Here is a 25485-nt window from a genome sequence, read left to right as displayed (position 1 = left end):
CGCGTCCATCAAGCGCCGTCGGAGGTCGCGTGGCCGGAGATCGAGGTGGCCGGATGCGTCCCGCAGGATTGCGGGGCGCATCGCCTTGTCGGAGCGCCCCGTGCCAAATTCGCAGCATCCATAACCCGCATCTCGCGCCGACCGGATCACCCTGCCGATGAAGCTGCCAAAATCCCTCAAGTCCGCGGCCAGTGCGGTCGTCTTCGTGGCCCTGTTCGCCGGCTATTACTGGTATGAGCATCGTCCCCATCACACCGCCGAGGAGCCGCCGATGCAGGCCCAGGTGCTGGTGACCAAGGCGGTGAAGGCCTGCTTCTCAGATCTCGTGCGCGTCACCGGCTTCGTCGTGGCCCGCCGCGAAGCGGTGGTCGGCGCCGATCAGGAAGGCTCGCGGGTCATCGACGTTCTGGTCAAGGAGGGCGACACCGTTACCGAGAACCAGGAGCTGGCGCGTCTGACGCCGTCACCGCCGCAGCCGGGAGCGCCGGCGGCGGCCGCGAACCGGCCGGCGTCGCTGCGTGCGCCGGCCGCAGGACTCGTCACCGAGGTCCGCACGATCGCCGGTGCGCCGGCCTCGCCGCAGGCCGGTCCGATGTTCCGCATCGCCGTGAACAACGAGCTGGAGCTCGACGCCGAAGTTCCGAGCGTTCATCTCCTGAAGCTCGGCACGGGCGCGCCGGTGCGCATCACTCGCGACAACCTACCCGACATTGTCGGCCGCCTGCGCGTGGTGGCGCCGCAGGTCGACCGGACCACGCAGCTGGGCCATGTGCGCATCGCGCTGACCAGCAATCCGTCGCTCAAGCCCGGCATGTTCGCGCGCGCCAATATCGATGCCCGGCGGAGCTGCGGCGTCGCCGTGCCCAATACGGCGATCGATCATCTCACCATCCAGGTCGTGAAGGGCAACACGATCGAGACCCGCCGGGTGCGGGTCGGCCTGGTGTCGGATACGGCGAGCGAGATCCTCGACGGGCTGACAGAGGGAGAAATCGTGGTGGCCGACGCCGGCAGCTCGCTGCACGATGGCGACCAGATCAAGACCATGTTTGCCGAAGACATCGATCGCACGCGGGTACGCTGATGGCACTGAACATTTCGGCATGGTCGATCAGGAACCCGCTGCCGTCGATCCTCTTCTCCATCATCCTGCTGATCCTGGGCTGGATGAGCTTCACCAAGCTCGCGGTCACCCGGCTGCCGAACGCCGACATTCCGGTGATCTCGGTCGCGGTGGCGCAGTTCGGCGCGGCGCCGTCGGAGCTTGAATCCCAGGTCACCAAGATCATCGAGGACGGCGTCTCCGGCGTCGAGGGCGCGCGCCACATCCAGTCGCTGATCACCGATGGCCTGTCCGTGACGACGATTACGTTCGCGCTCGAGACCAACACCGATCGCGCCATCAACGACGTCAAGGACGCCGTCACCCGGGTTCGTTCCGACCTGCCGCAGAACGTCACCGAGCCGCTGATCTCGCGCGTCGACAAGATCGGCCTGCCGATCGTCACCTATGCGGCGATCTCACCGGGCAAGACCCCGGAGCAGCTGTCGTTCTTCGTCGACGACGTCGTCAAGCGCGAGCTGCAGGGCGTGCGCGGCGTCAGCCAGGTCGAGCGCATCGGCGGCGTCGAGCGCGAGATTCTGGTCTCGCTCGATCCCGACCGGCTGCAGGCCATGGGTCTCACCGCCGTCAATGTGAGCCAGAGTCTGCGCGGCACCAATGTGGACGTCGCTGGCGGCCGCGCCGAGATCGGCAAGAACGACCAGGCGATCCGCACGCTTGCCGGCGCCAAGACGCTGAACGAGCTGTCCAACACGATGATTCCCTTGTTCGGCGGCGGCGAGGTCCGGCTCGCCGATCTCGGGACGGTCACCGACACGATTGCCGATCGGCGCACCTTTGCGCGCTTCAACGGCGAGCCGGTGGTCGCGCTCGGCATCAAGCGCGCCAAGGGCGCCAGCGACGTGGTCGTCGCTGCCGCGGTCCAGAAGCGCATCGACCAGGTCAGGGCCGCCCATCCCGATGTCGAGCTGAAGCTGATCGATACGTCGGTCGATTTCACCAAGGGCAATTACGAAGCGGCGATCTCGACCCTGTTCGAGGGCGCGATCCTGGCCGTCATCATCGTGCTCTTGTTCCTGCGCGACTTCAGGGCCACGGTGATCGCGGCGATCTCGCTGCCGCTGTCGATCTTTCCGGCCTTCTGGGCGATGGATATTCTCGGCTTCTCGCTGAACATGGTGTCGTTCCTGGCGATCACGTTGTCGACCGGTATTCTCGTCGACGACGCCATCGTCGAGATCGAGAACATCGTGCGCCACATGCGGATGGGGAAGTCGCCCTATCGCGCGGCGCTCGATGCCGCCGACGAGATCGGGCTCGCGGTCATCGCGATCAGCCTCACCATCATCGCGATCTTTGCGCCGGCGAGCTTCATGTCCGGCATCGCCGGACAGTTCTTCAAGCAGTTCGGCATCACCGTCTCGGTGCAGGTGTTCTTCTCGCTGCTGGCGGCGCGCTTCGTCACGCCGATGCTGGCGGCCTACTTCCTCAAGGACCACAAGCACGACGATCCGCCGCCGGGGTTCATCCTGCGTGCCTATCAGCGCATCGTGACGTGGTCGGTAAAGCACTACTTTGTCACGGTGCTGCTCGGCATCGGGATCTTCGCTGCCTCGATTTGGAGCACGACGCTGCTGTCGCAAGGGTTCTTGCCGGCGCAGGACGCGGCGCGATCGCTGCTCGCGATCGAGCTGCCGCCAGGCGCGCAGCTCGCCTACACCGAGAAGGTCACCGAGGACATCGTCGCGCGCCTGCGCAAGCGGCCCGAGGTCCGCAGCGTGTTCGTCGACGGCGGCCGGCTTCAGGGCGCGATGGAGGTTCGTCGCGCCGGAATGATCGTCAACTACACGCCGAAGACCGAGCGCAAGATCACCCAGAAAGAGCTCGAGCTCGAGATCACCAAGGATCTCGAAACCATTCCGGACATCCGTTTCTGGTTCACAGACGAAAATGGTCTGCGCCCGATCAAGCTGGTGCTGACGGGCTCGGATCCCAAGCTGGTCGACAACGTTGCGAGCGAGCTCGCCTCGCAGATGAGGCGGATTCCGATCATCTCCAACGTGGTGTCGGACACTTCGCTCGACCGGCCGGAGTTGCGGGTGCAGCCGCGCGCGGATCTGGCGGCACGTCTGGGCGTGTCGACCGAAAGCCTGTCGCAGACGATCCGCGTCGCCACGATCGGAGATGTTGGACCTGCGCTGGCGAAGTATGACGCCGGCGGCCGGCTGGTCCCGATCCGGGTGCAACTCGAGGACGCGGCGCGCAGCGACGTGAAGATCCTCGAACAGTTGCGGGTGCCGCTCGGCCAGTACGGCGAAAAGGGCGGCGTGCCGCTGGCCGTCGTCGCCGACATCAAGCTCGACCAGGGCCCGACCAGCATCAGCCGCTACGATCGCGGGCGGCAGGCCACCGTCGCCGCCGACCTCGTCGGACTTGCGGCGCTCGGCGACGCAACCAAGCAGATCGACGAGCTGCCGGTCAGAAAGAGCATGCCGGCCAGCGTCAAGCTGATCCCGTCCGATGATGCCGAGAGCCTGAACGAGCTGGCGTCGGGCTTCATCACGGCGATCACGGCGGGCTTGATGATCGTCTACGCCGTGCTGGTGCTGCTGTTCGGCACGTTCCTGCAGCCGATCACGATCCTGTTCTCGCTGCCGCTGTCGATCGGCGGCGCGATCGCCGCGCTGATGCTGACGGGCAAGCAGCTCACCATACCGGTCTATATCGGCATGATGATGCTGATGGGCATCGTCACCAAGAACGCGATCATGCTGGTGGAATTCGCGGTCGAGGCGATCCATGCCGGCGTCAGGCGTGACGAGGCGATCATCGATGCCGGCATGAAGCGGGCCCGTCCGATCGTGATGACCACGATCGCGATGGTCGCCGGCATGATGCCGAGCGCGCTCGCGGTCGGTGCCGGCGGCGAATTCCGCTCGCCGATGGCGCTGGCGGTGATCGGCGGGCTGGTGTTCTCGACCGTGCTGTCGCTGTTGTTTGTGCCGGCGATGTTCCTGGTGATGGACGATGTCGGCGCGTTGTTCGCCCGCCTTGGCCGCAAGCTGATCGTCTCTTCCGGCGATGCCGCCGACGAGGCGCAGTCCGGCCATGGGCCGGAGGCGGCGCATCAGCCAAAGCCGCCGCCGTCGGCGATGTCGCCGGCTGCGGAATGAGATGACGTGCCGGAACGAGCTGTTTCAGTTCGCGGTCGAGGGCATGCGGCGGCGTGCGCTGAGATCGAGACCCCCGCTCGGGGCGCCGTCGACTGGCGCGGCGGTCTCAGGCGGCACGATCAGGGCAACGAAGCCCTGGCTGGCGCCTTCCAGGCCGAACAGCTTGGTCCGGAGCGTGAAATCGGCCCGCACCGAACGCCGCGCCTGCGCCGCCGCGGCTTGCATGCCGGAGATGCAGGAGATGTCGGTGTCGTAGCACAGCGCCGCCCAGCCCTGCGCAGTCAGCGCTTCGGACGGAGGTTGCAGCTCATGCGGGTGCACCAGCGCCATTTCATAGTGCGGATGGTCGGGACTGTAGAACGCTGCGGCAAAGGCGAGGCCGTCATCGCCGCCGACGGAGACAAGGGCGCCGTTCGATGCCGTCTGCCACAGGCGGTCCAGCTCGGTCACGGCCGGCTCGTAGAAGTTGCGGCCCTCGTTCAACGGAACGTAGTTCCGGTACACTGCATGGAGGGGCGCCACGACGGTGGCCGCGAATGCGGCGATCGCGATCGTCGCCACGGCGAGATTGATAGTGATGTCGCGGGGGGCGTGATAGCTCGCGCCACACACGATCACGATGACGAACAGGAAGACGCCCTGCAGGCCCCACAGCGGCGGCATGTCGGTGCCGAACACGATCGAGACCAGTGCGGGGAACACCACGGTCCCGATGCTGATCATCGCCAGCAGCCGGAGTCCGGAGTCGAGGCTGAGCGCATCGTTCAGCACGCGGGTGGGGCGAGGCCGCGTCATGGCGAGCCATATGAGGCCGGGGATACCGGCGATGCCGGCCATCGCCAACAGGAAGCCGCTGCCCTCGACCAGGGCGGCCACGGCGGTCTTGCCGACGTGATGCTCGATTGCATGCGAGAACGGCTGGGCGCCGGTCGTGGCCAGCCAATAGATATGAGGCGCCAGCGCGACCAGGCCGGACAGCGCCGCGATCCACGGCGCGGGCGAGGTGAAATAGGCCCGACGCTCGCCGTGGCACAACGCTGCGACCGCAAAGCTCGCGATCAGGAAGACCGAGTAGTACTTGCCGAGCATCGCGAGCGCCCCGGTCAGGCCGACCGCGATGGCCCAGCCGACGTGACGCGTCTCGAACGAGCGCAGGAAACACCAGGTCGCCAGCGGCCAGCTCGACAGCAGCACGGCGTTGGCGTTGAAGCGCTGCGCATGCAGTTGATAGACCGGCAGCAGCATGAGCAACAGCAGCACGACCAGCCGCTTGTCACCGCGCGCGAAACGCCGGGTGATGAGGTCGACGGCGAAGAGGCCGACGGCTGCGTTGGTCAGCGCCAGCAGGTTGAACGACCAGTTGGTCAGCGGAAACACGGTGGTCCAGGCCCACGCCGCCCAGCCCATCAGCGGCGGATGCTTGGTCGAACCCCAGTCGAAGCTGCGTCCAAGCGACCAGGTCTCGATCACGTCCTGGTGGAGATCGCCCCCGAGATAGGCGATCGAGAAATACACCATCCAGACCGCGACGAACCCGACGATCAAGGCCGGAACGGCCCAGCCGTCCTCCACGGCGTCGATCCAGACCGCGAGAGCTCTGCGCCAACGGCCAACAGAACCACTGGCCTCGATGGCGATTGCCGGCAACGCAAGACTCATGACGTCACTTCCAACCAAGCTTGCCTGGCGCGCAAAGCTCCACCCCGCGCGCCGCCGCGCGCGAGCAAATGGAACTCTCCGCTGCCGGATTGAACCCTGTTAGAATTGTTAAAAAGAGTTCATGTCGCAAATTGTGAGGCGTGGTGGCCCAATTGCGATCATGTTTGGCCGATGCTGATACGAAACGATGCATGGCGGGCGGTTCCCGCCATGGACCGGACCCGCAATCGACAAATTTGCGGTGAGCACGCTGCGCGCTCGGCCAATTAGTCGTTGCGTGCGATCGTGTTCAGCTTGGTCAGGTCATGCAGAAGGATGCGGCCGCGTTGCAGATCCAGGATCTTGTCCTTGCGCCAGGCCTGCAACTGGCGGTTCACGCTTTCACGCGCCGCGCCGACGAAGACGCCAAGCTGTTCCTGCGAGATATGAACCTCGGAGCCGAAATCCTCCGCCAAGGCGCACAGCCGGCGTGCCAGCCGGACCGGCAGCGGCTGCAGCACCGATTCCTCCATTCGCTCGCTCTGCCAGCGGATGCGCTGGCACAGCAGCTGAATGATCCTGATCGCCACCTTGGGCTCGCGTTCCAGGAAGCTGAGGAAATCCTCGCGGCGAAGCACGAACAGCTCGGTCGCTTCACCGGCGGTGGCGTCGGCCGTGCGCTCCTGCCCGTCGAGCACGGCGACCTCGCCGAACAGATCGCCGGGCCCCATGAAGTTGAGCGTCAGCCGGCTGCCGTCGGTGGCACCGGTCTCGATGCGAATCTGGCCGCGCCGCACCCCAAACAGGGCATTGCCGGGGTCGCCCTTCTGGAACAGCACCTCGCCCGACGACAGATGCTGGGTGTGGCAGAGGCTCGAGATTCGCTGCAGCTCGTCCGCGCCGAGGTCGGCGAACATCGGGTTCATCTTCAGAATGACCGCAAATTCGGCCTGCTTGCTCATCACTATACCTTCGGCAACGGTTCAAAGCCTCAGTTACAGAAACCCCCCGGGCGGAAGTGTGTCATAAGTCACATAATGACGCACGGGCTTCCGACTATTTTGGTCGCGCTGGGAGCGGTCTTCGTTCCGAGAAAATTTCGGATTGAACCGGGTCGGCATTGCCGCACGCTAACCCGTGGAGACCGCTCGCGCCTCGCGCTTGGGACATCGACATGAAGGCATTGAAGATCGCAGGCGGTTTGATTGGCGCCGTCATCGTCGTGCTGGCTCTGGCGCTGGCTTTTGGACTTCCGGCGAGCTTCCTCACGGTGGCCATCCAGGACCGCGTCGAGCGTGACACCGGCTATCGCCTGAGCATCGCCGGCTCGGCGAGCGTCAGCCTGTGGCCGTCGCTGCATGCGACCCTGACGGACATCACCCTGCAGGATCCGAAGGAGCGTGACGGCAACAATCGGCTGACGATCGGCAAGCTGCAGGCCGACGTGGCGCTGTCGAGCCTGTGGTCCGGCCGGCCCGACATCGGCGAGATCATCATCGACAAGCCCACACTTTATCTGCTGTTGCTGCGCGAACGGCTGCGGGACAATGCGCCGCGCAGCCGTGCCTCGGCGAAGCCGGAAGCGGCGCTTGCGGCCCGGATCGAACGGGTCACCGTCAGGGACGGCGCCGTCGTCCTCTCCAACCCGCGCGACCGCGTCGAGAATCGGCTCGAGGGCATCGGCGCGACGGCGTCTCTGTCCGATGGCAAGGTCAAGATCACGGGTACGGCCCGGGCCGGCGACCGTCCGGTGACCTTCGACCTCACAGCGGCCGCGCCCGCGCTGCCTATTGAGCGCCAGACGCTGCCGGTCGATTTCAAGATCGACATGGCTTCTGCATTCCGCGGGAGTCTTGCCGGCCGCGCCGACGTTCGGCTGAATGGCCCGGTGGTGATGATCAACGGCCTCAGCGGCACGCTTGGCGACGGCGATTTCAACGGCTGGGCCTCGGTCGATCTGGCGAGCAAGCCGCTGGTGAAGGTCGATCTCGACGTTCGCCGGCTCGACTTGGGAGCGCCTGCCGCGCAGGGCTCTGCCGGCGCGTCGGGATGGAGCACGGCGGCAATCGACTTGCGGGGTCTGAACTACGTCGACGCGCGCGTGAAGTTGTCGGCGACGGATGTCGTTCTCTCCGGGACTCGCCTCGGTCCGCTCGATCTCGAAGCCTCGCTGGCCGGCGGCCTGCTGAAGGCGACCGTTGCCAATCTCGGCGCCTATGAGGGGCAGGCCAGCGGCGAGGTCGTGATCGACGCCTCCACGGGCAATCCGGCCTATGCGATGCACTGTGATCTCGTCGGCATCCGGGCGCTGCCGCTGCTCTCGAGCGTCGCCGGATTCGACAAGCTCGATGCGCGGATGCAGGGCAAGCTGGCCTTGCGCTCCAGCGGCGCCAGCCAGCAGGCTCTCATGAGCAACCTGAGCGGCTCGGCGTTCCTGCTGTTCCAGGACGGCGCGATCCGCGGCATCAACGTTGCGCAGATGATCCGCTCACTGACGTCCAATCCGCTGTCGGGATGGCAGGATTCGAAGGAACTGACGACCGATCTCACGCAGCTCTCGGCCTCGTTTCAGGTCGAGCGGGGACAGGCCGCCACCAGTGACCTCAACCTGGTCGGACCGCTGGTCAAGGTCGCCGGTACGGGGACGATCGATCTGGGGAATCGGGCGCTGGCGATGCGGGTCGAGCCGAAGCTCGTGATGACGACCGAGGGGCAGGGCCGCACCTCGGAGCCGATAGGCCTCGGGATTCCCGTCGTCATCGACGGCCCCTGGAGTCAGCCGCGCTTTTACCCCGACATGGCCGGCATCCTCGACAATCCGGATGCTGCCTACGCCAGGCTCAAGCAGATGGGCCAGGGCCTGTTCGGCAAGGACGGGATCGGGCTGAACAATTTGATCAACGACATCGGCGGCCTCATCGGAAATTCTGCGCCCACCGGTGCTGCTGGTCCGAACGGCGCGCCGTCAACGGCAGCCCCGAATGCGCAGGCCCCGGCGGCCGGCCAATCCGACCTGCTCGGCGGCGATCTCGGATCGGCGATCGGCAATCTGATTCAGCAAGGACTGCAGGCCGCGCAGCCGCCAGCCAAGAGCCGCGGCCGTACGCTGGTTGCGCCTCAGGACGGTGCTGTTTCTCGGCCTCCGGGCGACGACGGCCGGGGCGCGGCGGAGGCAGCTCCCGCCGAGCCCTTGCAGGAGGGTGTGCAGGACAGCCAGCCGATGAACGACGTTCTGAAGCGCATCTTCAATAGGTAATATATAGCCGCGATCGACCGAGCCTGCGGAGAATCTCCTCGAGCGGTGCATGCGATTCAGGGCCAGCCGAGCAATAACGAGTTGGCGCGGGGCGCCGGCATGGTCGCCGCTGTGCATGCCATTCTGTGCTAAACGGGTGCCGGCGACGGACCGTCTCGCACCCGAGCGGTCCCGCCTCCAAAGTGTTGCTGCCGCGAGGACGGCAGCGGACGCGCTTGTCCGGGGCTGACCTCGGCGATGATGCGCGTGAGGGGTCCGGATGAACGAGGTCGAGAACAGAGGCTGGTCGTTGCGGCAGGGCCTGTTCGCCAAATACGTCGTGTCGCTGGTCGGGCTCGTCGTGTTCGTCCTGGCCGTGAATGGCGCGACCGAAACCTGGATCAGCTATCAGTCCACCAAGGCGAGCCTGACCGCCGCCATGGCCGAAAAGGCCAACGCCAGCGCCCGGCGGATCGATCAGGCGCTCTCGGATCTGCAGCGACAGATCAGCTGGGTGACGCGGGCGAGCGCCAATACGCTGGAGCTCCGCCGCGCCGACTATGTACAACTGCTGAGTCAGGCGCCGGCTGTGCGGCAGCTGTATCAGCTCGACGGCCAGGGCCGGGAACAGCTCCGCGTGTCGCGCACCTCGATCTCGTTTGCCTCGGGCAACGACTTGTCACGCGATCTGCGCTTCACCGACACCGTCACGCACGGAAGCAATTTCTCCGCCGTGACCTTCAAGGGCGCGCAGCCGATGATGTCGATCTCGGTCGCGCATTCCGGCTTCAATGCCGGTGTGACTGTGGCCGACATCGACCTCGACTTTCTCGAAGACTCCATGACCGAGGCGCAGATCGGCAAGGTCGGCACCGCCTACGTGGTCGATCCGCGGGGCCAGGTGTTGGCGAGCTCGGCGAGGGGACCGGCGGTCGGTCAGGACCTCTCCAAGCTGCCGCAGGTCGCGGCGGTGCTCACGCCGGATGGCGAGCCGCTGGCCTCCGGCACCGACGGCGAGGGGCACGCGGTGCTCTCGGCGGCCGCGACGCTGCCCAAGCTCGGCTGGGCCGTGTTCTTCGAGCAGTCCACGGCTCACGCGCTGGCGCCGATCCGCGATCAGCTGTTGCGCGGGGCGCTGTTGATCGCGCTCGGCCTTGCGGTTGCGATCCTCGCGGGCTCGGTGCTGGCGCGACGCATGCTCGTCCCGATCACCGCGTTGCGCGCCGGCGCGCGCAAGCTCGGCGCCGGCGATTTCGCCCAGCGCATCGAGGTGAGGACGCATGACGAACTGGAGGAGCTCGCCGATCAGTTCAACAGCATGGCCGGCCAGCTCGCGCAGTCCTATGCCGTGCTGGAAGCCAAGGTCGAGGAACGCACGCGGGATCTGGCCCAGTCGATCAATGAGCTGAGGGTGCTCGAGGAGGTTGGCCGCGCGGTGGCCTCCTCGCTCGATCTCAATGCGGTGCTGCCGACGGTGGCGGCCCGGGCGCTGGAGATCACCAAGACCGACGCCGTGCTGATCTATTCCTATGAGGCCGCCGAACGCCGCTTCAGGCTGGTGGAGGCCAAGGGCGTCGACCGGGACGGCCCGCACAATGTGCTGGACGAGCGGACGAGCCTGCTCTCCGACTCCGTGCGCAGCGGCGAGCCGATCGCGATCGCCGAGCTGGAAAACGCGCCCGATCACCCGCTGCGCGACGTCGCGGTTGCCGCCGGCTTTCACGCCGTGCTGTTCACGCCGCTGGTCGATCAGCAGGGCGTGCTCGGCGCGCTCGTGGTGCTCCGCCGGTCGGCCGGTACGTTCCCGCCGAACCTGATCGGACTGATGCGAACGTTCGCCAACCAGGCCGTGCTGGCGATGCGCAACGCGCGACTGTTCACCGAGGTCGATCAGAAGGGCCGCGAGCTGGCGCTGACCCACGCGACGGTGCAGCAGCAGGCCGAAAAGCTCACCGAGCAGACCGAGCAGCTGCGCGAATGGAACAAGTCGCTCGAGGAGCGCGTCGAGAAGCAACTGGCGGAGATCGAGCGGATCAGGCGGCTGGAGCGCTTCCTGGCGCCGCAGGTGGCGCAGATCATCGCGTCGTCGGACGGCCATGATGCGCTGCTGGAAAGCCACCGCCGCGAGGTCACGGTGGTGTTCTGCGATCTGCGCGGCTTCACAGCGTTTACCGAGACGACCGAGCCCGAAGAGGCGATGAACGTGCTCCGTGAATATCACGCCGCGCTGGGCAAGCTCATCTTCAAATATGAGGGCACGCTCGATCGCTATGCCGGCGACGGCGTGATGATCCTGTTCAATGCGCCAATCCCGTTCGAGGACCACACGACGCGCGCGGTGAAGATGGCGCTCGAAATGCGCGACGAGATCGGCCAATTGACGGAGCGCTGGAAAAATCGCGGCCACAGCCTGGGGTTCGGCGTCGGCATCGCACTGGGATATGCGACGCTCGGCCAGGTCGGCTTCGAGCACCGGCTCGAATACGCCGCGATCGGCAGCGTCACCAATCTCGCCTCGCGGCTGTGCGACGAGGCCAAGGCAGGCCAAGTGATCGTGTCGCGCCGGGTGTTCGGCGTCGTCGAACAGTCGGTCGATGCCAGGCCGATCGACGACCTTCATCTCAAGGGCTTCAATCACCCGGTGCTGGCGATGGAGATCCTGCGCTGGCGGGGGGAGGGCGCCGACGTGGTCGAAGTCGAGGAGCGGCGGCGATCGTCGGCGACTAACAAGTAGGGCGGGCAAAGGCGCGTGGCGCCTTGCTCGTCGTCGACGGCAGTGTCGCGCCCCCCGTGCCCATCGCTGTCGTTTGACGAAGGATGGTGGGCACGGGTCGCCTTCGGCGCTTTACCCACCCGACGAAGCTCGGCTCAATAGGCCTGCTTCGCATCGGCCTCCTCGCTGGTCTGGATCAGATCGAGGCTTGCCTCGATCTTGCCGATCAGGCGGTCGAACGTCTTGCGCTCGTCGGCGGACAGGCATGCCATGATTTCGCGCTCGCGCTGCTGCAGACGCGGGATCAGCTCCTCGTACAGCGTCTTGCCCTTACGTGTCAGGCGCAGACGGAACTCGCGGCGGTCCTCGGCGTTCTCGACGCGCTCGATCAGCCGCCGCTCCAGCAACGACGTCACGGCCCGGCTGATGGTCGATTTGTGCGTGCGGGTGCACGCTGCGACATATTGCGCGCTGCAGGCCTCGCGGCGGAAGCCGAGCGTCGCCAGCACGCGCCATTCCGGAATGTCGAGCCCGTAGCGCTCCCGATACTCGACGGCGAGCGCCGCGCTGACCTCGGCGGCCAGACGGTTGAGCCGGAATGGCGCGAACTTGAACAGGTCGAGCCGCTCGTCGTCCTGCGGCACTGCCGCATTTCGGTCATCCTCGACCGGCTTCGCCTGCCGCCTGGACGCCGCGGTAGATGGCTTCGCCAAGATCGCGCTCCGATTTTTGAGTTGACGCGGCCGAAGCCGTCGGCTTTAGAATAGTTGCAGGTGAGACTATCTGGCAAGACGGCCAGATGCCTCGCCCGAGGAAATGTCGGTCGCTTCGAAAGTCGTCGCTTCGAAAGTCCAAGAAAACCACAAGGCGAGCAAGCCATGGTGCAGGCCAATCCGGGGCAGGGCGCGAGCCAGGCGAAGGTTCAGTTCGGCTATCATCGGCACGAAGACCAGGATCAGGCCACGCCGGCCGCGCATCCGGTCGTCGTCGTGGGTGCGGGTCCCGTCGGGCTGTCGTTTGCCATCGATCTTGCGCAGCGCGGCCATACGGTCGTGGTGCTCGATGATGCCGACCGGATCGGCGAGGGCTCGCGCGCGATCTGCTTCTCCAAGCGCTCGCTGGAATATTGGGATCGCCTCGGCGTTGGCGACCGGATGGTCGACAAGGGCGTGGTGTGGAACGTCGGCCGCATCTTCCACGGTCCGTCCGAGCTCTATCAGTTCAACCTGCTGCCGGAGCCCGGGCACAAGCGGCCGGCCTTCATCAACCTGCAGCAGTTCTACGCCGAGGCCTATCTCGTCGATCGCGTCAACGCGCTGCCGGCGATCTCGCTGCGCTGGCGCAACAAGGTCAGCGCGCTCGAACAGCGCAACGATCATGTCGTGCTGACGATCGAGACGCCGGACGGCCCCTATCGGCTGTCGGCGCAATATGTGATCGCCTGCGACGGCGCGCGCTCGTCGCTGCGCCAGATGGTCGGCGCGGGTTTTTCCGGCAAGGTGTTCGAGGATCAGTTCCTGATCGCCGACGTCAGGATGACGGCCGAATTCCCCACCGAGCGCTGGTTCTGGTTCGATCCGCCGTTCCATGCCGGGCGCTCGGCGCTGTTGCACCGGCAGCCGGACAATGTCTGGCGCATCGACCTGCAGCTCAGCCGCTATGCCGATCCCAACGTCGAGAAGCAGCCGGAGAATGTGCGGCCCCGGATCGCGCGCATGCTCGGCCATGATCAGTTCGAATTCGAATGGATCTCGCTCTACAAATTCCAGTGCCGGCGCATGGAGCGCTTCGTTCATGGTCGCGTCGTCTTCGCTGGCGATTCCGCCCATCAGGTCTCGCCGTTCGGCGCACGCGGTGCCAATTCGGGGCTGGAGGATGCCGAGAATCTGGCCTGGAAGCTCGATCGCGTGCTGCGCGGAACCTCGCCCGCGACGCTGCTCGAAACCTACCATCTGGAGCGAAGCGCGGCCGCCGACGAAAACATTCGCGAATCCACGCGGGCGACGGATTTCATGGCGCCGAATTCGCACCAGGAAGCGCGGCTGCGCAAGGTGGTGCTCGCGCTCGCCAGGGACACCGAATTCGGCAAGCGCATGGTCAATGGCGGCCGGCTGTCGGTTCCCTCGGTCTACCAGACGCCGTTGTCGACCGAAGACGACGAGGCCTGGCACAGTGGCCCTCGTCCGGGAACATCGATGCCGGATGCGCCCCTCGAGACGGCAGACGGACGGCACCTTCACCTTACCGATGCATTCAATGCTCAGGGCCGGCGTTTCACCCTGCTGTCTTTTGCCAATGGTGAGGCGATCGATGTACCCGACGATGTCGGTGTCGTCAGCATCGGCGGTCCGAATGGACTTGCCGATGGCGAGGGTTTCGCGGGCAAGCGTTACGGGGCCGAACCCGGCACCTCCTATCTGCTGCGTCCGGATGGCTATGTCGCGGCGCGCTTCCGGCACCCGAGCCGCGCCGCGATCGCGGCGGCGGTCGCACGCGCCTCCGGCCTGAACTGAGGAAGCCGCAACGATGACGCTCTCGACCGCTTCCAATTTCGCCAAGCCCGACGATGCCTTCCGCGCCATTGTCGAAGCGCATCGCGGCCTCTCGGACCTCGAAAGCGCCGATCTCGATGCGGCGTTGGTCCTGATCCTCGCCAATCACATCGGTGACATCGGTGTGCTGGGCGAGGCGATCGCGCTGGCGAAACGCAGCATGGCGGATGCCGGCCAACAGCAACAACAGCAGCAGCAATAGGCTGCTGCACACACAAGGAATGAAGTGATGGCGAAGGGTTTCGCATCGACCACGGATCTCGCCGAGAAGAAGGTCACCTTCTCGGAGATCGGCCCGGATCTCTATGCTTTCACGGCGGAGGGCGATCCGAACTCTGCGGTGATCGTCGGCGACGACGGCTGCATCGTGTTCGACGCGCAGGCGACGCCGGCGATGGCCAACAAGGTGATCGAGCGGGTCAAGACCGTCACCGACAAGCCGATCAAATATGTCGTGCTGTCGCACTACCACGCCGTGCGCGTGCTCGGCGCCTCGGCCTATCATGCGCAGGGCATCGTCGCCTCGCAGGAGACGCACCGGCTGATCGTCGAGCGCGGCCAGCAGGATTGGGACTCCGAATACGGCCGTTTCCCGCGCCTGTTCCAGGACGCCGAGAGCATTCCCGGCCTGACCTGGCCGACCCTGACCTTCGAGGGCGAGATGACGATCCATCTCGGCAAGCGCGAGGTGCAACTGATCCAACTCGGCGCGGGCCACACCTCCGGTGACATCGTCGCCTGGGTGCCGGACGCCGAGGTGATGTTCTCCGGCGATCTCATCGAATATCACTCGGCCTGTTATTGCGGCGATGCCTATTTGCGCGAATGGCCGTCGACCTTGAACGAGATCCGCGACTTCAATCCCAAGGCGATCGCGCCGGGCCGCGGCGATGCGCTGAAGGGCGAGGCCACCGTGCGTGAGGCGATCGCGATGACGCGCGACTTCGTCACGTCGCTGTATGGCGCGGCCGAGATGTCGGTCGCCAAGGGGCGCAGCCTGAAGGAGTCGATGGCGGCGACGCGCGAGGTGATGGATCCGAAATTCTCGAGCTTCGCCATCTACGAGCACTGCCTGCCGTTCAACGTGTCGCGCGCCTATGACGAGGCCAGCGGCATCGACGATCCCGTGATCTGGACCGCCGAGCGCGACCGCGAGATGTGGGCCCGCCTGCAAGGAGAAGGATGATGAACGTCAACACATCGCCTGACCAGCTCAACCGCGCCACCGGGCAGGTGACGCCGGGCTACATGTCCGGCTTCGGCAATTCGTTCGAGACCGAGGCGCTGCCCGGCGCACTGCCGATCGGCCGCAACTCGCCGCAGCGCTGCGCCTACGGGCTCTATGCCGAGCAACTCTCGGGTTCGCCGTTCACCGCTCCGCGCGGGTCCAACGAGCGCTCCTGGCTGTATCGCATCCGTCCGTCGGTGAAGCATTCCGGCCGCTTCGCCAAGGTCGATGCCGGGCTGTGGCGCACCGCGCCCTGCCACGAGCAGGAGATCACGGTGCAGCAACTGCGCTGGGATCCGACACCGTTGCCGTCGGGCGATGTGACGTTCCTGCAGGGCGTGCAGACCATGACGACGGCCGGCGACGCCGCGACGCAGGCCGGCATGGCCGCGCATGTCTACGTCATCACCAAGTCGATGGTCGACCAGCATTTCTACAATGCCGACGGCGAGCTGATGTTCGTCCTGCAGCAGGGGCGCCTCAAGTTCGTTACCGAGTTCGGCCGCATCGATGCAGAGCCCGGCGAGATCGTCGTGATCCCGCGCGGCGTCAAGTTCCGGGTCGAGATCCCGGCGGGGCCGGCGCGCGGCTATCTCTGCGAGAATTATGGCGGTGCGTTCACGCTGCCGGAGCGCGGACCGATCGGCGCCAACTGTCTCGCCAATGCCCGCGACTTCCTGACCCCGGTCGCCTCCTACGAGGACAAGGACGTCCCGACCGAGCTCTACGTCAAGTGGGGCGGCGCGCTGTTCAAGACCGAGCTCGAACATTCTCCGATCGACGTCGTCGCCTGGCACGGCAACTACGCGCCCTACAAATACGACCTGCGCACCTTCTCGCCGGTCGGCGCCATCGGCTTCGACCATCCCGATCCGTCGATCTTCACCGTACTGACCTCGCCGTCGGAGACGGCCGGCACCGCCAACATCGACTTCGTGATCTTCCCCGAGCGCTGGATGGTGGCCGACAACACCTTCCGTCCGCCGTGGTATCACATGAACATCATGTCGGAGTTCATGGGGCTGATCTACGGCGTCTACGACGCCAAGCCGCAGGGCTTCGTGCCGGGTGGCATGAGCCTGCACAACTGCATGCTGCCGCACGGGCCGGATCGCGAGGCGTTCGAACACGCCAGCAATGGCGAGTTGAAGCCGGTCAAGCTCACGGGCACCATGGCCTTCATGTTCGAGACGCGCTTTCCCCAGCGCATCACGAAGCATGCGGCGGAGTCCGGCACCTTGCAGCCGGACTATGCCGATTGCTGGAACGGGCTCGAAAAGCGCTTCGATCCGAACCGGCCGTAGCCACGACCTCCGCCGTCATTCCGGGGCGCCGCGCAGCGGCGAGCCCGGAATCCATAACCACGATCGGCCGTGGGGATGCAAAGCTCGGCCACAACCACTGTGCCCCACACATCTGCCCGTTGCTATGGATTCCGGGCTCGCGCTGCGCGCGCCCCGGAATGACGAGCGGAGACATGGTCCGAACTCAGGAAGACAACTGTGCCCCACCCCAACGATCCCTCGCTCCGCTCCTTCATCCCGGTCGATCCGTCTTCCGACTTCCCGATCCAGAACCTGCCTTATGGCGTGTTCTCGGCGCAGGACTCGCCGAAGCCGCGCGTCGGCGTGGCGATCGGCGACGTCGTCCTCGACCTCGCCGTGCTCGAGGACGAAGGCCTGCTCGATCTGGCGCCGGCCTATGAGGTGTTCGCGCAATCCTCGCTGAATGCCTTCATGGCGCTCGGCCCCGCCGTGTGGTCGAAGACGCGGGCTGCGATCAGCGCCCTCTTGCGCCAGGACAATCCGCGGCTGCGCGACGACAAGCCGTTGCGTAGCCGGGCGCTGCTGCCGCGCTCCGACGTTACGCTGCATCTGCCGTTCCATGTCGCCGGCTACACGGATTTCTATTCGTCGAAGGAGCACGCCACCAATGTCGGCGTCATGTTCCGCGGCAAGGACAATGCGCTGCAGCCGAACTGGCTGCACATGCCGATCGGCTATAACGGCCGCGCGTCGACCGTGGTCGTGTCGGGCACCCGAGTGCGTCGGCCGCGCGGACAGCTGAAGCCGCCGGGCGCCGACGTGCCGAGCTTCGGTCCATGCAAGCGGCTCGATTTCGAGCTGGAGATGGGCGTCGTCATCGGCCAGTCCTCGCCGCTCGGCGAGATGCTGACCGAGGCGCAGGCGGAGGCGATGATCTTCGGCTTCGTGCTGCTCAACGACTGGAGCGCGCGCGACATCCAGCAATGGGAATATGTGCCCCTCGGCCCGTTCCAGGCCAAGGCGTTTGCGACGTCGATCAGCCCGTGGGTGGTGACGCGGGAGGCGCTGGAGCCGTTCCGCGTGTCGGGGCCAACGCAGGATCCAACGCCGCTGCCCTACCTGCAGCAGAAGGAGGCGCAGAACTACGATCTCTCCCTCGACGTGGCCTTGCGCGCCTCCGGCAGCAACGCCGCGCAGACCATCGCGCAGACCAATTTCAAGTACATGTACTGGTCGAGCGTGCAGCAGCTGATGCACCATGCCTCGTCCGGCTGTGCCATGAGTGTCGGCGATCTCCTGGGGAGCGGCACCATCTCCGGTCCGGAAAAGCACCAGCGCGGCAGCCTGCTGGAGATCAGTTGGAACGGCACCGAGCCGGTCGAGCTCGCCGGTGGCGTGAAGCGCTCGTTCTTGGAGGACGGTGACTCCCTCATCATGCACGGCTGGTGCCAGGGGCAGGGCTATCGCGTCGGCTTCGGCGAGGTCGAAGGCACGATCGTGGCGGCGGAGTAGGCGTCACTGCGAGCGTAGCGAAGCAATCCAGAGTCGTGTCCGCAGCCCTGGATTGCTTCGCTGCGCTCGCTATGACGAAGATCTAGCGGTCCTCTGGCATAACGTCCTTCACACCAGCCACGAATGCCGCAACGTCCTCCGCCGCATATTTCAGATGCACGCGCGTGTCGGACGGCCGTTGCTTCGTCACGCAAGCTCCCGACCGCCACTCGCGGCTGGGCCGGATCGGCCTGGGCGCAAAGCCGCCGCCGCAGTTCGGGCAGACATTGAACAGCTTGGTCTCGACGCAGTCGGCGCAGAACGTGCATTCGTAGGAGCAGATGCGCGCCTCTGTTGCCGAGGGCGGCAGGTCCTTGTCGCAATATTCGCAATTGGGGCGGAGCTGGAGCGCCATTGGTCGTCTCGCAGATGTGCTGGTGAGTGCAGTGTCGCAAAGCCGCGCCGCAAAGGGGAGGGCGCATTTCCCTCGATTTGCGCCGCAGACGCTCAGTCGGTCGATAGCGAAGCCAGCGGCAGCTTCGCGCTCTCCTTCAGGCGGTCGAGCACGATCGAGGAGCGGACATGCGCCACGCTCTGGTGCGGCATCAGCACGTTGTTGACGATGTCGGACAGGCTCTTGAGATCGCGCAGCACGACCTTGAGCAAATAGTCGGAATCGCCGGTCAGCGCGTAGGCCTCCTGGATGTCGTCGACGCGGTTGACCAGCGCGCGAAACTTCTGCGCATTGTCGGGCGAATGCGTCGCCAGGGTGATCTGGATGAAGGCAATCAGCTCGAAGCCGAGCGCCTGGCTGGCGAGCTGCGCACGATACCCCGCGATCACGCCGTCCTGCTCCAGCCGCATCCGGCGCCGCGAGCACTGCGAGGCCGACAGGCCGGCGATGTCCGCCAGCTCCTGGTTTGTGAGCCGGCCGTCGTCCTGCAGCGCGGCCAGGATACGGAGATCGAAGCTGTCGACCGAATTCATGCGCCATTTCCTCTGATCGTGCATGGATCGTGCATAACCAGGCGAAAATGACAATGGTTTGCATGCCCTGTGCGCGGAATTCGGGAGATGATCGGCACATCAAGCCGAAGGAGCTTCCACCGATGGGTCCATTTCCGCACGATGCGCCTCCTGCCACCATCTCCGCCGACAACCCGATGGGCACGGACGGCTTCGAGTTCGTCGAATATGCGCACCCCGAAGCAAGCGAGCTGCACGCGCTGTTCAAGCTGATGGGCTTCGCCGCGGTCGCGCGCCACAAGACCAAGGCGATCACGCTGTACCGCCAGGGTGCCATCAACTACCTCGTCAACGAGGAGCCGGGCAGCCACGGCCACGACTTCGTCGCCGCGCACGGGCCGTGTGCACCGTCGATGGCGTTCCGCGTGGTCGACGCCAACAAGGCTTACGACCGCGCGATCGCGCTCGGCGCCGAGCCGGCCGACCTGCCCGCATCGCAGAAGACGCTGGACGTTCCTGTCATCAAGGGCATCGGCGGCAGCCTGCTGTATCTGGTCGATCGCTACGGCGCCAAGGGCTCGGCCTATGATCTCGAATTCGAGTGGACCGGCGCGCGCGACCCGCGCCCCGCAGGCTCCGGCCTGTACTACATCGATCATCTGACCCACAATGTGCACCGCGGCCGCATGGACCTCTGGGCCGGCTTCTACGAAAAACTGTTCAACTTCCGCCAGATCCGCTTCTTCGACATCGAGGGCCGCGCCTCCGGCCTGTTCTCGCGTGCGCTGACCAGCCCCGACGGCAAGATCCGGATTCCGATCAACGAGGATGCCGGAGATTCCGGGCAGATCGAGGAGTATCTCAAGATCTATCGCGGTGAAGGCATCCAGCACATTGCTTGCGGCGCCCGCGACATCTACGCCACCGTCGAGGGCCTGCGCGCATCAGGCCTGCCGTTCATGCCGTCGCCGCCCGACACCTATTTCGAGCGCATCGAGTCTCGCCTGCCCAAGCATGGCGAGGACCTCGCCCGCCTGCAGAGAAACGGTATCCTGATCGATGGCGAGGGAGTCGTCGCCGGTGGTCACACCAAGGTGTTGCTGCAGATCTTCTCGGCCAATGCGATCGGGCCGATCTTCTTCGAGTTCATCCAGCGCAAGGGCGACGACGGTTTTGGCGAAGGCAACTTCAAGGCGCTGTTCGAGTCGATCGAGGAAGACCAGATCCGCCGCGGCGTGCTGAAGGTGGAGGCGGCGGAGTAGGCGAAGGAAGCAGGCCGTCATTGCGGGAAGCGGAGCGACGAAGCAATCCAGACTTCCGTCTGTCCCTGGAATGCTTGGCTTCGCTGGCAATGACGGCGTGATTGGAGGCAGTTTGCCGCCAAACTCTCAACTGTCGTCCCGGGCGCCGACCCGGGACTCATACCGCGGGGTGCGTCGATGAGGCACGGCGACAGATAATCGTCGTCTCAGCACGGCCTGTGGTTATGGGTCCCCGCGTTCGCGGGGACGACACTGAGATTGAGGCGACGGCGTAGCCAACTCATTGACCTCGGAACAGTCGAGCAGCGCTCGATCGGCGCTGCTGCAGCGATCGAGCTTTACCGCCCCGCCTGCCACGCACTCACCACAGCCCTGATCTCCGTCACCTCCGGCTCGCGGATATTCGACGGCGTCCGCGAGAACCTTGGCGCCGGCGCGGGCTGCGTCACGCCGTGCCGCTCGACGAACACGCCACGCGCGGCCATGTGCGCATGCTTCGGCGCCTCCGACATCGTCAGCACCGGTGCGAAGCAGATGTCGGTGCCCTCCATGATTGCGCACCATTCCTCGCGCGTCTTACGCTTGAACACCGCGACCAGTTTCTCCTTCAACGCCGGCCAGGCGCGCGGATCCATCTGCGCATCGAAGGCGGGATCGGAGAGGTCGGCATGCTGCCGCAGCAGCGCGTAGAACTGCGGCTCGATCGAGCCGATGGAGATGAAGTTGCCACAGGCGCATTCGTAGACGCCGTAGAAGTGCGCGCCGCCGTCGAGGAAGTTGCGCTCGCGCCCCTCGGTCCAGCGGCCCATCGCGGTGAGGTCGAAGAACATCGCGAGCAGCGAGGCCGCGCCGTCGCACATCGCGGTATCCACCACCTGCCCCTTACCGGACTTCGAGGCTTCGAGCAGTGCGGCAAGCACGCCGACGACCAGATAGAGCGCACCGCCGCCGAAATCCCCGACCAGGTTGAGCGGCGGCACCGGCCGCTCCCTGGGTCCGATCGCGGCCAGCGCGCCGGTAATCGAGATGTAGTTGATGTCGTGACCGGCCGCATGCGCCAGCGGTCCGTCCTGGCCCCAGCCGGTCATGCGGCCGTAGACGAGCCTCGGATTACGCGCGAGCACGACCTCGGGGCCGAGGCCCAACCGCTCCATCACGCCGGGCCGGAAACCCTCGATCAGCGCGTCGGCACCGGCGAGCAGATCGAGCACCTGGGGGATGACCCCCTTGTCCTTGAGATCCAGCTCGATCACCTTGCGGCCGCGGCCGGCGACCGACTTCATGGTCTTGCGCGCACCGACGCGATCGAGCGTCACCACCTCCGCGCCCATGTCGGCCAGCAGCATACAGGCGAACGGACCCGGTCCAATGCCGGCGAACTCGACGATGCGGAAGCCCGCGAGCGGTCCGGTGGCGCGGATCTCGGTCTGTGGTGCGGTCTTGTCGAGCACGTTTGTCTTGTCCCTGCGGTGCTTCGGCGCGTGATGAGGTCGATCGGACAAAGATGGTCGCCGTGACCTTCACCCTCCGCCTCCAGGGGAGGGTGGGTGTGCTTGGCTGCTGTCCGCATCAATCAAACATCATCACGCGCGATGCGTTTCCTGATCCTTTGATTGTCCCGCGTGCATCAGGCCAACGCAAGCGCGCTGTATGCCGCAAAGCAAAACGGCGCGCATCGCTGCGCGCCGCATGGAATTTGTCGTGCCGTTGCGCGGAATGATCCGCGTCGTGAGGTCAGCCCGCGGCTTGCACCGCGCGCTGCGCCATCACCTTCACCAGATTGGCACGGTAATCGGCGGAGCCGTGGATGTCGCTCAAGAGGCCTGACGCCGACACCGTGACACCGTCGATCGCCGAGGCCGACCAGTTCGACTTCAGCGCCGCCTCGATCGCCGGCACGCGCATCACGCCGCTCTGCGAAGCGCCGGTGGCCGCAACGCGGACGTCGCCGCCCTTCGTCTTTGTGACGAACACGCCAGTGAGCGCGAAACGCGACGCCGGGTGGCGCATCTTGGCGTAGCCGGCCTTTTCCGGCACCGGGAACGACACCTGGGTGATGATCTCGCCGTCCTCCAGCGCCGTCGTGAACAGGCCCTTGAAGAAATCATCCGCCGAGATCGACCGCTTGTTCGTCTTCACGGTGGCGCCGAGCGAGATCAGCGCCGCCGGGAAATCCGCCGCCGGATCGTTGTTCGCGATCGAGCCGCCAATCGTGCCGCGGGCGCGCACCGCGGGATCGCCGAGCACCGAGGTGAGATGGGCGATCGCGGGGATCGCCTTCTTCACATCGGCATTGGTCATGATGTCGTAGTAGGTGGTCGCGGCCTTGATGACGAGCGTGTCGCCCGACAACTGCACCCCGATCAGGTCCTTGATCTTGCCGATGTCGATGACATCGGACGGAGCAGCAAGGCGCTGCTTCATCACCGGGATCAAGGTGTGACCGCCGGCAAGGAACTTGGCTTCGCTGCCCTTGGCGAACAGCGCCGCCGCCTCGTCGACCGAGGAGGCACGATGATAAGTCGTCTGATACATGGTTGCTCCTCCGTTCGATCAGGCGTTGCCGTGGATCGCGTGCCAGACGCGGTCCGGCGTCGCCGGCATTTCCAGCTTGTTGTTGCCGATCGCATCCGTGATCGCGTTGATCACGGCGGCGGATGCGCCGATCGCGCCGGCCTCGCCGCAGCCCTTCACGCCGAGCGGATTACCCGGGCACAGGGTCGTGGTGTGGCTCAGCTTGAAGGACGGCACGTCGTCGGCACGCGGCATCGCGTAGTCCATGAACGATGCCGTCACCGGCTGGCCGTTGCTGTCGTAGATCGCGTGCTCGAGCAGTGCCTGGCCGATGCCCTGGACCAGACCGCCATGAACCTGGCCCTCGACGATCATCGGATTGATCAGTCGGCCGAAATCGTCCGCCGCGACGAAGTTGACGAACGACGTCTTGCCGGTGGCCTCGTCGACCTCGAGCTCGCAGATATAGGTGCCGGCCGGGAAGGTGAAGTTGGTCGGATCGTAGAAAGCAGTCTCCTTCAATCCGGGCTCCATGCCGTCCGGCAGGTTGTGCGCGGTGTAGGCAGCGAGCGCGACCATCGGCAGCGCGATCGACTTGTCGGTGCCGGTCACCTTGAACTCGCCGTTCTCGATGACGATGTCGCCTTCCGAGGCCTCCAGCGCATGCGCTGCGATCTTCTTGGCCTTGGCCTCGACCTTCTCCATCGCCTTGAGGATCGCGGTGAGGCCGACTGCGGCCGAGCGCGAGCCGTAGGTGCCCATGCCGAACTGCACCTTGTCGGTGTCGCCATGAACGATCGAGACTTGGCTGATCGGCACGCCCAGGCGCTCGGCGATCAGCTGGCAGAAGGTGGTCTCGTGGCCCTGGCCGTGGCTGTGTGATCCGGTGAGCACCTCGATGGTGCCGACCGGGTTGACGCGGATCTCGGCCGATTCCCACAGACCGACGCCGGCGCCAAGGCTGCCGACTGCCTTCGACGGCGCGATGCCGCAGGCCTCGATGTAGCAGGAGAAGCCGAGGCCGCGCAGCTTGCCCTGCGCCTTGGCGGCCGCCTTGCGCGCCGGGAAGCCGGCGTAGTCGATCGCCTTCAGCGCCGCGTCGAGCGAGGCGTTGAAGTCGCCGGTGTCGTAGGCCATGATCACGGGGGTCTGGTGCGGGAACTGGGTGATGAAGTTCTTGCGCCGCAGCTCGGCCGGATCGACCTTGAGCTGACGCGCTGCGGTCTCCATCAGCCGCTCCAGCAGGTAGCTCGCCTCAGGGCGTCCGGCGCCACGATAGGCGTCGACCGGCGTGGTGTTGGTGTAGACGCCCATCACCTCGGCATAGATCGCCGGGATGTTGTACTGGCCCGACAGCAGGGTCGCGTACAGATAGGTCGGCACCGAGGACGAGAACAGCGACATGTAGGCGCCGAAATTGGCGTGGGTCTTGACCCGCAGCCCCAGGATCTTGTTGTCGGCATCGAGCGCCATCTCGGCCTTGGAGATGTGGTCGCGGCCGTGCGCGTCGGTCAGGAACGCCTCGGTGCGATCGCCGGTCCACTTCACCGGACGGCCGACCTTCTTGGAGGCCCACAGCGCCACCATCTCCTCGGGATAGATGAAGATCTTGGAGCCGAAGCCGCCGCCGACGTCGGGCGCGATGACGCGCAGCTTGTGTTCTGGTGCGATGTTGTAGAACGCCGACAGCACCAGGCGAGCGACGTGCGGGTTCTGCGACGTCGTATAGAGCGTGAAATGCTCCTCGGCCGCATCGTACTCGGCGATCGCCGCGCGCGGCTCCATCGCGTTCGGCGCCAGCCGGTTGTTGGTCAATTCCAGGGTGACGACGTTGGCGGCCTTGGCGAAGGCGGCGTTGACCGCCCCCTCGTCGCCAATATGCCAGTCATAGACGACGTTGCCGGGGGCCTCCGGGTGAAGCTGCGGCGCGCCGGGCTTCAGCGCGGAGGGCATGTCGGCGACCGCCGGCAGCTCCTCATATTCGACCACGACGGCCTCGGCGGCGTCGCGGGCGAGGTTCTTGCTCTCGGCGATCACGACCGCCACGGCCTGGCCGACGAATCGCACGGTCTCCGGCGCCATCGCCGGCCATGCGCCCATCCTCATCGGCGAGCCGTCCTTCGAGGTGATGGCCCAGCCGCAGATCAGATTGCCGACCTTGTCGTCGACGATCTGCCTGCCCGTGAGCACCGCGACCACGCCGGGCATTGCCTCGGCGGCCGAGGAGTCGATGCTCTTGACCTTGGCGTGCGCGTGCGGGCTGCGGATGAAATGGGCAAAGGTCATGCCCAACAGCTTGACGTCGTCGACGTAACGGCCCTTGCCGGTGATGAAACGCTTGTCCTCCTTGCGGACGACGCTGGCGCCAATGCCTTCCATACCCAT

Annotated in this window: 18 protein-coding genes; 10 read left to right on the top strand and 8 right to left on the bottom strand. The window is 65.8% G+C overall.

The window, feature by feature from the left end:
• The first annotated feature begins 157 nt into the window (after positions 1-157).
• Together ACQR0W_RS27790 and ACQR0W_RS27785 are read left to right on the top strand one after the other, a co-directional pair.
• Positions 158-1084: an efflux RND transporter periplasmic adaptor subunit gene (locus ACQR0W_RS27790; protein WP_315828371.1), complete on the top strand. Its 927-nt coding sequence runs from the start codon at positions 158-160 to the stop codon at positions 1082-1084.
• Positions 1084-4236 carry an efflux RND transporter permease subunit gene (locus ACQR0W_RS27785; RefSeq protein ID WP_315750752.1) on the top strand — a complete coding sequence of 1051 codons (3153 nt, stop codon included), beginning with the start codon at positions 1084-1086 and terminating at the stop codon, positions 4234-4236. Before ACQR0W_RS27790 ends, ACQR0W_RS27785 begins: the two co-directional genes overlap by 1 nt.
• 24 nt (positions 4237-4260) lie before the next feature.
• Here ACQR0W_RS27785 and ACQR0W_RS27780 read toward each other — a convergent pair whose 3' ends face one another.
• Entirely contained in the window at positions 4261-5895 is a 1635-nt protein-coding gene (locus ACQR0W_RS27780; protein ID WP_316169899.1) for a glycosyltransferase family 39 protein, read from the bottom strand.
• A gap of 266 nt (positions 5896-6161) precedes the next feature.
• Positions 6162-6836 (bottom strand): Crp/Fnr family transcriptional regulator, encoded by a 675-nt coding sequence (locus ACQR0W_RS27775; RefSeq protein WP_315717001.1) that lies wholly within the window; start codon positions 6834-6836, stop codon positions 6162-6164.
• 212 nt (positions 6837-7048) lie between these two features.
• On the opposite strand from ACQR0W_RS27775, the gene ACQR0W_RS27770 reads away from it, so the two are divergent.
• Positions 7049-9130: an AsmA family protein gene (locus ACQR0W_RS27770; RefSeq protein WP_316169897.1), complete on the top strand. Its 2082-nt coding sequence runs from the start codon at positions 7049-7051 to the stop codon at positions 9128-9130.
• A 259-nt stretch (positions 9131-9389) separates the two neighbouring features.
• Entirely contained in the window at positions 9390-11843 is a 2454-nt protein-coding gene (locus ACQR0W_RS27765) for an adenylate/guanylate cyclase domain-containing protein (protein ID WP_315828367.1), read from the top strand.
• 134 nt (positions 11844-11977) lie between these two features.
• On the opposite strand, the gene ACQR0W_RS27760 is transcribed toward ACQR0W_RS27765, so the two are convergent.
• A complete protein-coding gene (locus ACQR0W_RS27760; protein ID WP_315750760.1) occupies positions 11978-12535 on the bottom strand; it encodes a MarR family winged helix-turn-helix transcriptional regulator in 558 nt (185 codons plus the stop codon).
• 165 nt (positions 12536-12700) lie between these two features.
• On the opposite strand from ACQR0W_RS27760, the gene ACQR0W_RS27755 reads away from it, so the two are divergent.
• From ACQR0W_RS27755 to fahA, 5 genes are all read left to right on the top strand, one after another.
• Entirely contained in the window at positions 12701-14335 is a 1635-nt protein-coding gene (locus ACQR0W_RS27755) for an FAD-dependent oxidoreductase (RefSeq protein ID WP_316186395.1), read from the top strand.
• A 13-nt stretch (positions 14336-14348) separates the two neighbouring features.
• Entirely contained in the window at positions 14349-14576 is a 228-nt protein-coding gene (locus ACQR0W_RS27750; protein ID WP_315750764.1) for a DUF2783 domain-containing protein, read from the top strand.
• Between the two features lie 27 nt (positions 14577-14603).
• Positions 14604-15560, top strand: a complete 957-nt coding sequence (locus ACQR0W_RS27745) for an MBL fold metallo-hydrolase (protein WP_315750766.1) — start codon at positions 14604-14606, stop codon at positions 15558-15560.
• The gene (gene hmgA / locus ACQR0W_RS27740) at positions 15560-16906 is read left to right on the top strand and encodes a homogentisate 1,2-dioxygenase (protein WP_316186394.1); all 1347 of its coding nucleotides are present in this window, start codon (positions 15560-15562) and stop codon (positions 16904-16906) included. The genes ACQR0W_RS27745 and hmgA overlap by 1 nt, the downstream gene beginning before the upstream one ends.
• A gap of 198 nt (positions 16907-17104) precedes the next feature.
• A complete protein-coding gene (fahA, locus tag ACQR0W_RS27735) occupies positions 17105-18379 on the top strand; it encodes a fumarylacetoacetase (RefSeq protein WP_316205867.1) in 1275 nt (424 codons plus the stop codon).
• Between the two features lie 82 nt (positions 18380-18461).
• Here the strand turns inward: fahA and ACQR0W_RS27730 are convergent, their stop codons facing one another.
• Together ACQR0W_RS27730 and ACQR0W_RS27725 are read right to left on the bottom strand one after the other, a co-directional pair.
• Positions 18462-18773 carry a DUF1272 domain-containing protein gene (locus ACQR0W_RS27730; protein ID WP_315828363.1) on the bottom strand — a complete coding sequence of 104 codons (312 nt, stop codon included), beginning with the start codon at positions 18771-18773 and terminating at the stop codon, positions 18462-18464.
• A gap of 92 nt (positions 18774-18865) precedes the next feature.
• Positions 18866-19345: an Lrp/AsnC family transcriptional regulator gene (locus ACQR0W_RS27725; RefSeq protein ID WP_316165701.1), complete on the bottom strand. Its 480-nt coding sequence runs from the start codon at positions 19343-19345 to the stop codon at positions 18866-18868.
• Between the two features lie 122 nt (positions 19346-19467).
• Between ACQR0W_RS27725 and hppD the strand changes: the two genes are divergently transcribed.
• Positions 19468-20586, top strand: a complete 1119-nt coding sequence (hppD, locus tag ACQR0W_RS27720) for a 4-hydroxyphenylpyruvate dioxygenase (RefSeq protein ID WP_316186392.1) — start codon at positions 19468-19470, stop codon at positions 20584-20586.
• Positions 20587-20924: 338 nt separating this feature from the next.
• On the opposite strand, the gene ACQR0W_RS27715 is transcribed toward hppD, so the two are convergent.
• From ACQR0W_RS27715 to ACQR0W_RS27705, 3 genes are all read right to left on the bottom strand, one after another.
• On the bottom strand, positions 20925-22037 hold the full coding sequence (locus ACQR0W_RS27715; RefSeq protein ID WP_316186391.1) for a CaiB/BaiF CoA transferase family protein: 1113 nt from the start codon (positions 22035-22037) through the stop codon (positions 20925-20927).
• Between the two features lie 283 nt (positions 22038-22320).
• Complete coding sequence (locus ACQR0W_RS27710; protein ID WP_316165695.1) at positions 22321-23121, bottom strand: FAD binding domain-containing protein; 801 nt, start codon at positions 23119-23121, stop codon at positions 22321-22323.
• An 18-nt stretch (positions 23122-23139) separates the two neighbouring features.
• Positions 23140-25485 carry a xanthine dehydrogenase family protein molybdopterin-binding subunit gene (locus tag ACQR0W_RS27705; RefSeq protein ID WP_316165694.1) on the bottom strand — a complete coding sequence of 782 codons (2346 nt, stop codon included), beginning with the start codon at positions 25483-25485 and terminating at the stop codon, positions 23140-23142.

Origin of the sequence: Bradyrhizobium sp. HKCCYLRH1034 (assembly GCF_051168375.1) — a bacterium.
Taxonomy (GTDB): domain Bacteria; phylum Pseudomonadota; class Alphaproteobacteria; order Rhizobiales; family Xanthobacteraceae; genus Bradyrhizobium.
Note: the sequence above shows the minus strand (reverse complement) of the source record. Positions and strands in the feature narration are given on the sequence as shown.